This window comes from Alteromonas sp. DY56-G5 (assembly GCF_041414725.1).
Taxonomy (GTDB): Bacteria; Pseudomonadota; Gammaproteobacteria; order Enterobacterales; family Alteromonadaceae; genus Alteromonas; species Alteromonas macleodii.
The window spans coordinates 1-12,088 of record NZ_JANHZQ010000010.1 but is presented as its reverse complement, the minus strand read 5'-3'; the positions used below and the strand labels follow the sequence as shown (position 1 = coordinate 12,088).

Genomic DNA, 12,088 nt, shown 5'->3' with positions numbered 1-12,088 from the left:
TTAAGGGCAGAAAGGCTGGCAAACACAACAAGCCAGCTTCGGCAAAAGTGTATTTATGTCCGTAGCACATCTATGTCTTTACGTAGGCTTAACGCTTACGCCAGCCAGTAAGCATAGGGCGAACTAACTGAATATTACCCATACGTTGTACAGCAAACACGGAAGCAATATGCACCAACACACAGCCGTACAATACATCAGCCATAATACTGTGTATCCATTCCAGCGTGCTATTTCCAAACAGTGCGTCTATTTCTTCCATCATAAAACCGGTAATACCTAACCCAAGCAAAAGGGCAATAACTGCCATCACCATAAGCCAGCCAAAAGGATTGTGGCCATGAGTACGTGGGATTTGTTTATGCTTTAAGTGCTGAAGATGTTCTCTAAAGGCCTGCTTGCTTAGCGAAATAGTGGAGAAGCTAGCGTAATCTGCGGAGCCCTTCTTGTTGGGATTAGCTGAACGTAAGCCCCAAGCAACGCGTATAGATATAAGCGCTACGCCCACATAGCCCGCGATTTCATGAAAAAGCCGGCCTGGCTCTACAATAAAGTAGTTGGTGATAAAACTTGCAACAATGCCCCAGTGGCATACGCGCACTACCCAATCCCAAACATAAATATCTGAACCCGTGTCTTTAGCTTTGTGCATTACGTGACTTTCTCAGGGTAAAACAAAAACGCTGCAATAGTTTGCAGCGTTTTTATCAAGTTTTAAAGCAAGCGTTCGATGAACCGTTTGCTAAACAGAATTTAGTGCATTTCTTTTTTAACAATGCTGCCATCAACAGGGTTAAAGTAAATCTCTACTTTGTTCTCTTCTTTATCGAAGCCGTAGATTTCGTAGCAGTTACCGCCTGTCACTTTAAATTCGTTGATTTTGTAGCCTTGCGCTAACAGCTGAGCCTGAAACGCATCTTGGTTTTGCCATTCAGCTTCCGGCGCAGTAGTACACTGAGTGGTGCCGTGCTCTGCACTACATGCACTTAATAAGGTCGCGGCGCCAATAGCAGTAGCCATCATTAATTTTTTCATTGCAGTCTCCGTTTCGCTTTTTATTTAAAAGTTCTTTCTATCCTACTTAAATATTGTACTGACATTGTTCTTTTGTGCATAGAGGTTGCACAACTTTGTTGTACAGAATTGAGTTCTGTTTGGTTTTATAGCGGGGCACAGAATACTTGTCATAAAATTGCCTCCGACATGTCACGGATAGTTCATCGAACCGTCTCAAAAGCATTCTACATTTTTGGGCTTTGATATTTCTAAACACTAGGCAATGTCGCCAATCTATCGGCGAAATGTTTAAAAAATACATAAAACACCCAATAAGCACACAAAAGGAATGACTTGATGCGTCCTCTGTACCCTCGAACGGTTTATCCACGCTCTCTGCTTGCCACAACAATTGCATTTGCACTATCAAGCGCCGCAATTGCACAAGAAGTAGCGCCCGACACAGAAAACGAACATAACTATATAGAAGAGATTACGGTAACCGCACAAATGCGTGAGCAGTCCGTTATGGATGTGCCTGTTACTATGGATGTAATAGGTAGCGAGTTCTTAGAGCGCACCAATATCATGGAACTTGATGAGCTTTCTCGTATTTTACCTAACGTTCAAATTCAAGAGCAGGCTGTAAGCTTACCGTCCTTTAATATTCGAGGCGTGACTGACGACGTATCTTCGGTGTCGGCAACGCCTCGCATCTCTGTATATCAAGATGGCTTTGATATCAGTAAAAAGACGGTAGCCAGCGTCGCGCTTTTTGATATTGCGCGCGTAGAGGTTTTAAAAGGCCCCCAGCCAACCTTGTTTGGTGTGGCGGCAGCCAATGGTGCGGTGAGTATTCATTCTAATCTTCCCACCTTCGAACAAGAAGGCAAGGTACAGGTTGGCTATAACTCAGAGCAAGGCCAAGAAGTTGAATTCATGTATAACCAGCCTATTAACGATAACCACAGTTTTCGTATAGCAGGTCTTTATCGCGAAATGGACGGCATTGTAGAAAACAATGCCTGTAGCGCTGACTCCTATTACGGTAATGCAAATATGTACAACCATCTTGGTGAAGAAGTGCCTTGCAACAGCGAAGATCTTCAGGGTGTTTCAGTACAAGCACTACGTGCAACATGGCGAGCGAATTACGATCAGCTTGAAATCATTGCGCGCGCAGCCATGGAGTATAACGACCAGCCGGGCATTGCCTTCAAGTCAGGCTCTATCGCCCCCAATGGCGGAGATACTAGCCCTTTTACTGATGCCGAATTTAGTTTAGGCAGTGAGCTAGGCATTGAACGAACGCTTCAAGCTTATGACTTAACCGTAAACTACGATTTCAACCAAATGCTCAGTCTGCATGCCGACGCATACTATAAAGATGTAGAGGTAAGCGAGGGATTTGACGCCGACGGTTCTGCTTTGCGTATTCAAGATGCCTATTTCGATAACGACGCTACGCTTAAAGGTGCGTCAATGCGTTTAGTGTATGACTCGGGTGATAAATTGGCCGCGTTTGTAGGTGCGTCTATTACTCAAGACGATTCTATTTTGCCCTATTATGTAATGGTCGACCCATTTGTACGTGGTACCTTCGATGCGGTAAAAGCACAGCTTGAGGCCACCTCAAACATTCCGCTAAATCAGAATATCGCTACCGGCGCATCGTTAGAAGAAATAGAAGCACTGCGTGCGATGTTAGTGTCGCAACTGTTTAATGAAGATGGCTCTCCTATTTCTAACCCTGCACTGCCGCCTATTATGATACAAGGGCCGTTTATATTTGAAGCTGAACTTGATATAGCGTCTTATGTTGCTGAGGTGTCGTATTTTGTTACCGACGACATCAACATTACTGCTGGCGTGCGCTATATCGACGAAACACGTTATACCCGTAATACTTATACTACTGCAGACGGTGCATTTACGTTCGATGCCGAGCGCGACTTTGACGATACCCTACCGCGATTTGCTGTAAGCTATGATGTTAATAACAACTGGAACGTATACGCGAACTACGCTAGGGGACGACGTTCACCAGTTGTGGATGCTAATGCAGGTGGCGTTAATGTGACTAAACCTGAAATAGTAGACAGTTACGATTTAGGTATTAAATACCAAAGCGCGAACTTCCTGTTCTCAGGTGCCATTTTCACCTACGAATACAGCGATTATCAGCAAAGCTTTACCGACGCAGAAACCTTACAGTCTATTACTGTAACGGTAGGCGACTCGACCATGTCGGGTATTGAAGGCATGGCGACTTATAACTACAGCGAGACGTTGACGCTAACAGCAAGCCTTGGTTTCCTTGATGCTGAATTTGCAGACAATACTGCTGATGGATCTGAGTTCCAATACGGTGGTAATAAGTTCCGCTTAGCGCCAGAAGTTAGCGGCGCGATAAACATCAACAAAGTATTCAATATGGACAGTTTTGACATTGATGTTAACTGGCTTACCAGTTTCCAGTCAGAAGTGTTTTTTGAAAGCAGCAATTACCCTGGTCTTTCTCAAGATACTTACTCACTGACTGATGTATCGGTGAAGCTGCTTCAAGACAACAGCAAGTTTGCCTATGAGCTTTACGTGAACAACTTGTTTGATAAAGAGTTCTTGATTGATGCTGGTAATACGGGCGGTGGATTGGGTATTCCTACCTTCGTACGCGGCATGCCACGCTTTGCTGGTGTGCGTGTTTATTATGAGTTTTAGAAGTAAAGAATAAGAGAGTACCTATTCCCGTCAATATGCCCCTATCTTGATGGGAATAGGACGTAACTTAAATTGTATGGGTCACAAGAAGGAGTATCAGAGACTCTGATTTTATTCGGTGCGATTTAACTATAACGTCTTGCACTCTGTCTTTGGTGATGAAAAGCAAAAGAAGACATTTAATGCTAGTGCAGCTACAATAAAGATTCTCAAAGAACCTCGGAGAATCTACATGCCTTTAAAAGCTACCTCAGTAAGATTAGATGACGAAACACTTGCACGTGTAGGCGAAATGGCTAAGGCGATGGATAGACCTAGGGCGTGGCTGATGGCCGAAGCCATCAAGCAGTATGTTGCTCGCGAAGAGTGGTTTATCCAAGAGGTGGAAAAAGGAGTGAAAGCCGCTGATGAGGGACGTTTGACCGACCATACTGATGTCAAAACTAAGTGGGAGGCTAAGCGTGCAGCTCAAATGGACTGATCTTGCAGGTACCGATTTAGAGAAAATTGAAGCTCATATTGCTCAAGAAAATAGCCCCTCTGTAGCTATTGACGTTGTCATGAACATTATTGATAGTTCGCACCTAGTCTTATCGGAACATCCTAGAGCAGGCCGTCATGGCCGATTGAAGAATACGCGTGAACTTGTAATTAATGGCCTGCCGTTTATCGTTATATATCGAGAAAACATCACTACAAATTGCATCGAAATACTACGTGTTCTTCATGATGCTCAGCAATGGCCCAACGCAGATTAAAAACAAACTATTTGTGGAAAGCACTAAGCTCGTTGTGAGACTTGTAAGGTAGCGTTTGTAGCCTTTAACTTTATAAATAACGTGCATAGGCTAGAGCCTATACACGCTTATAAAATTTTAGAAAGCTATGCCTTAATCTCAAAGCTATGCGTGTTAACTACTTTTCCAGCTTTGGTTAAAATTGCATCCACATAGTGCCACGTGGCTTTTGCGCTGCCTTCGCTGACGGTCAATGTCATAAAGCCACGCTGGTGGAGGTTACAGTACTGCAAATCTTCTATAAGAAGCGGTAGGTCGTCTGCAAGGGTTTTAGCTTTTTCATCCCCCATGCTTAGGTAATGTTCCATACCGGGTGACGTCACGCCTGGTGTGGCAAGTTCAACTCCCACCTCCGTGCCGTCTTTAAGGGTTAATTTATTATGCCAAGCGTTATGTGTATCACCTGCAAGGGCAATAACTGGCTTGCCGATGGACTTAAGCTGCATCAGCACCTGTTCCCGCTCAACAGGATAGCCATCCCATGCGTCTAAGTTGTAAGGCATTACGGTATTGATAAGCGCAAGCTCTTGCTCACTAAGTGCACCACCTTGCTTTTGTTTGCGTTTGATATTCGCGAGCCTATGTACATGATCAGGTATTGCTTTGCGTTCAACGCCGTTAAAAATAGATACAGGGAAAAGCATGCGGCCTATTAATAGCTGTTGCCCTAACACCTGCCATTTAGCCTGGCTTTGCCGCATAGACGAATGTAGCCAGTTGCGTTGGGTTTCACCGAGTAAACCGCGGTTCGGGTTGCCGATGTCTTTCATAAAGCGTGCTTGGTCAAACGCATTAGTTTCAGCATCGCGATAGTTGGCGTATTCAAGCTGTTTGTCGCGGGCAAGAACGCGGGTGTCGAGCATGTATAAGTCAAGAAGCTTACCAAAGGTAAACTGACGATAAATCTCTAAACGCTCAGTGCCAAACGGCGGGCGTATAGGTAGCCACTCATAGTAGGCTTGTACGGCCGCAGCGCGGCGTTCATAAAAATCGCCTTCATCGGCTTGGTGATTTTCGGCACCATCTTTATAGGTGTCATTAGTAATTTCATGGTCATCCCACACAACAATAAACGGCTTATTTTGATGTAACGACAGCAAGCCTTCATCCGTACGATACAGCGCATAGCGGTTGCGATAGTCAGTGAGAGTGTAAAGCTCGGTGTCGTTATCAGGCGCATAGGTCCTGCCAATTTCCTTGGCGTGCTCAGTTGCGTAACCTTCGCCATCGTACTCATAAATGTAGTCACCAAGGTGTAATACATAGTCGATGTTGTCGTCTTTCGCTGCTTCCATGTAAGGCGTGAAAAAGCCAGCGGGGTAGTTGGAACAAGAAAATATGCCGAACGTGACGTTAGACACATCGACTTCAGGTAGCGTACGGGTTTCTCCCACAGGACTTGTATTATTAGCGCTTTTGAAGCGGTAAAAATAACGACGAGCTGGACTAAGACCTGCTACGTCCACTTTTACGGTAAAATCATGAATTGCTTTGGCTTCAACAATACCGCTACTTATCACATTGGCAAAATCAGCATCGCTTGCCATTTCCCATAAAATATCGGCCTTGGCTAAACCTGACTTTGAGCCCGTACTTGAGCCCAAATTTGCAGTGGGCACGGCGCGCGTCCAGATAATAACGGCGTCTTTTAACGGGTCGCCACTGGCCACACCATGAGTAAAGGTAGCGTTAGTTTGAGGTTGGCTATTTGCTGAATTGCTCACTGTGCAGCCCGCTAGCCCTGTAGACACTGCCACGCTCGCACCTGCGAATGACGACAGCTTTATAAACGATCTTCTATCCATATGCCTGCTCTTTATAAGGTTTGTAAGGTAACTAGTGATGTCATTGTTTTGTTGAACGCTCATGCAACAAAAACGAAAACCCATTTTTATACTGAGTGTTTGTGACATACAGATGTCAGGCTGAGAATCCATAATAACAGTCAATGTTTTACTGCAAATACTGTTATACTGTGCAGCAAATAACCACATGAACCAAAAATGGTTTGTGTGTCTAAACAATCATATTTATGTTTTCTACAGGGCTTTGAAGAACTAAGCCACAAACGAAAACACGTTGAACAAAATACGAAAGGTAAATTTAAAATACATGAGTGATGATCCGCATTATCAGCGCGAGAAAGAGAAGTACGAAAATCCGGTAGCCAGCCGCGAATATTTAATGAGTTTATTAAAAGAGCACGACAAGCCGTTGTCGTTTCTTGATATCTGTAACTTGGTGAACGCCTTCGACGAAGAAGCGCGAATTGGAATTCAGCGCCGACTACGTGCCATGGAGCGCGAAGGTCAGGTGCAATTTACCAAGCAGAAAAAATACATTCTCCAAAACCGTGATGAACTCATTAAAGGCAGAATTATTGGTCACCGTGATGGCTACGGCTTTTTGCGTCCTGAAGATAAGAGCGGTGATTTATTTATCAGTGCTGGGCAAATGAACCTGTTCCTTCACGACGATGTGGTAGAAGCGCGCATTAGCGGAACCGATCGCCGCGGAAGAAAAGAAGCGTTTGTTACGCAAGTCATTGAGCCACGCAGCGAGCCAATTGTTGGCCGCTACTTTGTTGAACAAGGTTTTGGCATGGTTGTGCCAGATGACAGCCGGTTGCAGCACGAAATTGTTATTCCACCAGAGAGCACACACGGTGCTCGAATGGGGCAGGTGGTTGTGGTAGAGCTTACCCAGCGTCCACGCCGTAAAATGAGTCCGGTGGGCAAAATTGTTGAAGTACTTGGTGAACATATGGCGCCAGGTATGGAAATAGAAATGGCACTTCGTACGTTTGATATTCCACATCAGTGGCCTAAAGGCGTAACCAAGCAAGTGGAAAAGCTAACTGACCAAGTGCCCGAAGAAGCCAAAGAAGGACGCATAGACTTGCGCCAGCTTCCGCTTGTTACCATTGACGGTGAAGACGCCCGCGACTTCGACGACGCGGTATATTGTGAACCGCTCGACGATGGTGGCTGGCAGCTATGGGTAGCTATTGCCGATGTAAGTCACTATGTAAGAACAGGCTCAGCCCTTGATGATGAAGCGCAGCAGCGCGGTAACTCGGTTTACTTCCCTGACCAAGTAATTCCTATGCTACCGGAAGTGCTGTCAAACGGCTTGTGTTCACTAAACCCTGAAGTCGACCGCCTATGTATGGTGTGTGAAATGACCATCAGTGCAAATGGTAAACTGGAAGAATTCCAGTTTTACGAAGCAGTCATGAACTCACACGCCCGTTTAACCTACACCAAAGTGTGGAATATTCTTCAGGGCGACAAAGAACTTCATCAGCGTTACGAGCCTCATGTACCTCATTTACGTAATCTTCACGACTTGTACCGCGCGCTCAAAAAAGCCCGTGCTAAGCGTGGAGCGATTGAATTTGAAACCCAAGAAGTGAAGTTTGTATTCAACGCCCAGCGCAAGATTGAAAATATTGTGCCGCTGGTGCGTAACGACGCGCACAAGCTTATTGAAGAGTGCATGATCATGGCAAACGTGAGTGCGGCTCTTATGCTTGAAAAGCATGAGGCGCCTGCGCTATATCGTGTGCACGACAAACCAGACGCCGACAGGCTTACCGCATTTACCAGTTACTTAAGTGAAATCGGTATTCCTCATCGCATTGTTGAAGACGCGGAGCCTGCCGCATTCACCGATGTGGTGCTTAAAACCCGCGGTCGAGTGGACGAAGAACTAATTCAAACCATGCTGCTGCGCTCCATGAAGCAAGCGGTTTACGACGGTGACAACGTAGGTCACTTTGGGTTGGCGCTAGAAGCTTACGCGCACTTCACGTCACCTATCCGTCGCTACCCAGACTTGGTCGTTCATCGTGCGCTAAAAGGCATTATTGCTAAACAGCAGGGCAAAAAAGCAGTCAGTGGCGCGAAAAACTACACCGTTGAAGAAATTGAACAGTTAGGCGAGCAGTGTTCAATGACAGAGCGCCGCGCCGATGATGCCACCCGTGACGTGGCTGACTGGCTTAAGTGCGAGTTTATGCTCGACCACGTCGGCGACACCTTTGAAGGTGTGGTCAGCTCGGTGACAAACTTTGGCTTATTTATACGCCTTACCGAATATCACATCGACGGCCTAGTACACATCACATCGCTAGATGATGACTATTATCACTATGACGACGTAAAACAAGCGTTGGTCGGTGAGTCGGGTCATCGCCAGTTTAGATTGGGTGATACGGTTGAAGTAACCGTAGCAGCGGTCAACCTTGATGAAAGAAAGATTGATTTATTACTCGATAAGTCTATGCTGCGCGGCACTAAGGGTAAGAAGGTAAAAGTGAGGTCTGCGAAAAAGGCTTCAGATAAACCTACTCGTTTTGATAACAAATCACGCTCTGACAAAGGCTCGCGTTCTGATAAAAAGGGGAACAAAGGCAAAGGCGGCTCAAGCTCGTCTAGTCGTAGCGGTGGAAAATCGTCAAGTCGCGGCATCGCCAAAGGCGGTAGTAGCGGCAAAACACTGTCATTGAATAAAAGAGGTAAGCGTTAAATGGCGCAGCAAGAATGGTTATACGGTTTACATGCCATGCAGTCGGTACTTGAAAAAGAGCCCGAGCGTGTAATGGAAGTGTTAGTGTTAAAAGGTCGCAATGACGAGCGCCTAACCAACATTGTTAACCAAGCCCGTCGTTTCGGTATTTCAGTTCAGTTTTGTCAGCGCAAAGCGCTAGATGACAAAGTAAGCGGAGAGCAACACCAAGGCGTGGTAGCAAGAGCGAAACCAGCCCGTGTACTAGATGAAGCTGACTTAGACAATATTTTAGAAAGCGAAGCGCAGCCTTTAATTTTGGTACTAGACGGTGTTACTGACCCGCATAATCTAGGTGCGTGCCTGCGTACTGCAGATGGAGCAGGGGTGCACGCGGTAGTAGTACCGAAAGATAAATCAGCAAGCTTAAACGGCACAGTAAGAAAGGTGGCCTGTGGTGCAGCTGAAGTGGTTCCACTTATTCAAATCACGAACCTGGCCAGAACCTTGAAGCACCTTCAAGATAAAGGCCTTTGGATTGTTGGCACAGCCGGTGAAACCGATAAGACCCTTTATGATGTAGACCTGAAAGGCCCAACTGCATTAGTAATGGGGGCTGAAGGTAAGGGCATGCGTAGGCTCACCAAAGAAACATGCGATGAGTTGGTGAAGCTCCCTATGGCTGGCAGCGTGACAAGTTTAAACGTGTCGGTAGCAACCGGCGTGTGCTTATACGAGATCGTAAGACAGCGCAGTTTATGAGACTAAGTTGCTAGAATTGAGCCTCTAATGAGTTTTCAATTGGTTTTTAAAAAAGCGTGTACCTTCGGGAACACGCTTTTTTATATTTAAGTAAAACTTATAAAGAGTTTAATATTTTGTTACATTTGAATTTGTGAAATTAATGTTAATTATAGTTTTTTATTCCTACCATGAATCTGCTCGTAATACACATTTGGCGCGCTCTTCATAAGTTGTGTTGTTTTTTTGTGCATTTTTAAAGGTATTAAAAATGCTCACCAGGGTTAAGGCAACATACTCAACAGCCTGATTCGCCGCCTAATATGAGCTCTGTAAATAATTGGTAATACCGTTTATTTGCATACCTGACAAACGGGTAGGTCGTTGCAACGCAGTTGCGTCGGTTGTCATGGATGAGCTTTTCGTATGAGGTAATGGTTATACCTGTATGTCATTTAATAACAAATAGCTTCCAAAGCACGGAATAAAACAGTGTTGAAGTTAATAAGACAGATAAAACAGGAAATAAATTTTGAACTCAAAATTAAATAAGAAACACACATGTCTAACAGCAGCTGCTCTAGCTGTATCACTTGGCTTAATGGGTAATTCTGCAATGGCAGCAGGCGAAGGTCTGGTAAAAGTTAAAGAAAAGCCTCAAACCCTAAAACAAGCACTAGGTAAGCGATTGACTGTCGATCGTCTTGTCACCACTGACCAAGAGCGTTACATCATCAAGTTCAAAGATGAGATGACCAGTGAAACGGTTGAAGTGAGTGCATTAAAAGGTAAAGGTCAAATCTCAAGTGCCAAAGTAAAAGGTAAAAAGCCTTTCGATATCGCGTCTGCTAAATCAGAAGTAAGAAAAGCAGGTGGTGCAATTAAGAAAGAGCTTAAGAAGCATAAAATGGTAGCGGCTACAATGAGTAAGTCAGCGCTGAACAAGCTTCGTAAAAATCCAAACGTAGAAAGTATTGAAGTGGACGTTCGTCGTAAGCCTATGGCGCAGACCACGCCTTACGGCTACACCATGGTTCAGGCTAATCAATTTGCACAGTCAGATACTACGGCTCGCAAAGTATGTATCATCGATACAGGTTACAACTTGGGTCACCCAGATTTGCCTGGAACAAACGATGGCGTTACAGGTCAGGCTAACAATAGTGCTGTAGGTAACTGGTATAACGATGGCAATGGCCACGGTACCCACGTAGCGGGTACCATTGCAGCATACGATAATAACGAAGGTGTAGTTGGTGTGTATCCTGGCGTGGATATGCATATCGTTAAAATCTTTAACGACAACGGCCAATGGACTTACGCATCTGACCTTATTGATGCTATCACCCAATGTCAGGATGCCGGCTCAAACGTAGTTAACATGAGCTTAGGTGGCGGTAGTTCGTCAACCACCGAGCGTAATGCAATGCAAAGCTTTACTGATGCAGGCATGTTGTTAGTTGCGGCGGCTGGTAACGACGGTAACAGCGCAAAATCTTACCCAGCGTCATACGATGCGGTAATGTCAGTAGCAGCGGTAGATTCAAGCGAAAACCGTGCAAGCTACAGCCAGTACAACGATCAAGTTGAAATTGCGGCGCCAGGTAGTGCAGTTCAGTCTACTTATCCTACTAACACCTATGCATCGCTAAGCGGTACCTCAATGGCTACTCCGCACGTTGCTGGTGGTGCAGCGCTGGTATGGAGCTACTTCCCGCAGTGTTCAAATAACCAAATTCGTAGTGCACTTAATGCAACGGCAGAAGATAAAGGCAGTGCGGGGCGTGATAACTTCTACGGTTATGGCTTAATGCAGCTTGCTGATGCCTACAACTACCTTAACACCAATGGTTGTGCGGGTGGCGGTACTGGTGGCGGTGGCGGTTCTGAGCCTGGTGTAGAGCCAGTATCAGGTCAGCTAACTGGTCTTTCAGGTTCTCGTGGTAACTGGGATCGTTACACATGGACTATTCCAGAGGGCGTAACGCAAATGACCATTAGTACTGCTGGTGGCTCAGGCGACGCAGACCTTTATGTGAAGTTTGGCTCACAGCCAGAAACGAATAGCTATGATTGTCGTCCTTATCAAAATGGCAACAGCGAAGTATGTACATTCGACGCGCCAGCGTCAGGCACGTGGCACATTGGTATTCGCGCTTATTCGTCATACAGCGGTGTGACGCTATCATACTCGTATGAGTAAGTAATCCCGTCTCCCTAAGACACAGTTAAAGCCTGCTTATGCAGGCTCAGATTGATGATAAACCCCTCTTTTTTCGGAGGGGTTTATTTTTTCTAGCAGCCGAAGGCTGCGATCGCGATAT

The 12,088-nt window shown here is 45.4% G+C and carries 9 protein-coding genes; 6 read left to right on the top strand and 3 right to left on the bottom strand.

Annotation, left to right across the window (positions count from 1 at the left end):
• Nucleotides 1–88: 88 nt before the first annotated feature.
• Both NO989_RS07040 and NO989_RS07035 read right to left on the bottom strand, forming a co-directional pair.
• Nucleotides 89–652: a cytochrome b/b6 domain-containing protein gene (locus NO989_RS07040; RefSeq protein ID WP_014980447.1), complete on the bottom strand. Its 564-nt coding sequence runs from the start codon at nt 650–652 to the stop codon at nt 89–91.
• 101 nt (nt 653–753) lie between these two features.
• Nucleotides 754–1,035, bottom strand: a complete 282-nt coding sequence (locus tag NO989_RS07035) for a PepSY domain-containing protein (RefSeq protein WP_014950922.1) — start codon at nt 1,033–1,035, stop codon at nt 754–756.
• A 318-nt stretch (nt 1,036–1,353) separates the two neighbouring features.
• Between NO989_RS07035 and NO989_RS07030 the strand changes: the two genes are divergently transcribed.
• The 3 genes from NO989_RS07030 to NO989_RS07020 all read left to right on the top strand — a co-directional run bounded on the left by NO989_RS07030 (nt 1,354) and on the right by NO989_RS07020 (nt 4,475).
• Nucleotides 1,354–3,717 carry a TonB-dependent receptor gene (locus NO989_RS07030; RefSeq protein ID WP_371342311.1) on the top strand — a complete coding sequence of 788 codons (2,364 nt, stop codon included), beginning with the start codon at nt 1,354–1,356 and terminating at the stop codon, nt 3,715–3,717.
• Between the two features lie 232 nt (nt 3,718–3,949).
• Nucleotides 3,950–4,198 carry a CopG family ribbon-helix-helix protein gene (locus tag NO989_RS07025; RefSeq protein ID WP_014950920.1) on the top strand — a complete coding sequence of 83 codons (249 nt, stop codon included), beginning with the start codon at nt 3,950–3,952 and terminating at the stop codon, nt 4,196–4,198.
• Nucleotides 4,179–4,475 (top strand): type II toxin-antitoxin system RelE/ParE family toxin, encoded by a 297-nt coding sequence (locus NO989_RS07020; RefSeq protein WP_014950919.1) that lies wholly within the window; start codon nt 4,179–4,181, stop codon nt 4,473–4,475. The genes NO989_RS07025 and NO989_RS07020 overlap by 20 nt, the downstream gene beginning before the upstream one ends.
• Before the next feature lie 125 nt (nt 4,476–4,600).
• On the opposite strand, the gene NO989_RS07015 is transcribed toward NO989_RS07020, so the two are convergent.
• Nucleotides 4,601–6,319, bottom strand: a complete 1,719-nt coding sequence (locus NO989_RS07015; RefSeq protein ID WP_371342310.1) for an alkaline phosphatase — start codon at nt 6,317–6,319, stop codon at nt 4,601–4,603.
• A 307-nt stretch (nt 6,320–6,626) separates the two neighbouring features.
• On the opposite strand from NO989_RS07015, the gene rnr reads away from it, so the two are divergent.
• The 3 genes from rnr to NO989_RS07000 all read left to right on the top strand — a co-directional run bounded on the left by rnr (nt 6,627) and on the right by NO989_RS07000 (nt 11,967).
• The gene (gene rnr, locus NO989_RS07010; RefSeq protein WP_371342309.1) at nt 6,627–9,044 is read left to right on the top strand and encodes a ribonuclease R; all 2,418 of its coding nucleotides are present in this window, start codon (nt 6,627–6,629) and stop codon (nt 9,042–9,044) included.
• Complete coding sequence (gene rlmB, locus NO989_RS07005; protein ID WP_371342308.1) at nt 9,045–9,785, top strand: 23S rRNA (guanosine(2251)-2'-O)-methyltransferase RlmB; 741 nt, start codon at nt 9,045–9,047, stop codon at nt 9,783–9,785.
• Between the two features lie 511 nt (nt 9,786–10,296).
• Nucleotides 10,297–11,967 (top strand): S8 family serine peptidase, encoded by a 1,671-nt coding sequence (locus NO989_RS07000; RefSeq protein WP_371342307.1) that lies wholly within the window; start codon nt 10,297–10,299, stop codon nt 11,965–11,967.
• The last annotated feature ends 121 nt before the right edge of the window (nt 11,968–12,088 follow it).

Excerpts from the sequence above, each read along its gene's own strand:
- NO989_RS07035 (WP_014950922.1), bottom strand. The coding sequence starts at position 1,035 with ATGAAAAAATTAATGATGGCTACTGCTATTGGCGCCGCGACCTTATTA.
- NO989_RS07015 (WP_371342310.1), bottom strand. The coding sequence starts at position 6,319 with ATGGATAGAAGATCGTTTATAAAGCTGTCGTCATTCGCAGGTGCGAGC.
- NO989_RS07030 (WP_371342311.1), top strand. The coding sequence starts at position 1,354 with ATGCGTCCTCTGTACCCTCGAACGGTTTATCCACGCTCTCTGCTTGCC.
- NO989_RS07040 (WP_014980447.1), bottom strand. The coding sequence starts at position 652 with ATGCACAAAGCTAAAGACACGGGTTCAGATATTTATGTTTGGGATTGG.
- rlmB (WP_371342308.1), top strand. The coding sequence starts at position 9,045 with ATGGCGCAGCAAGAATGGTTATACGGTTTACATGCCATGCAGTCGGTA.
- NO989_RS07025 (WP_014950920.1), top strand. The coding sequence starts at position 3,950 with ATGCCTTTAAAAGCTACCTCAGTAAGATTAGATGACGAAACACTTGCA.
- rnr (WP_371342309.1), top strand. The coding sequence starts at position 6,627 with ATGAGTGATGATCCGCATTATCAGCGCGAGAAAGAGAAGTACGAAAAT.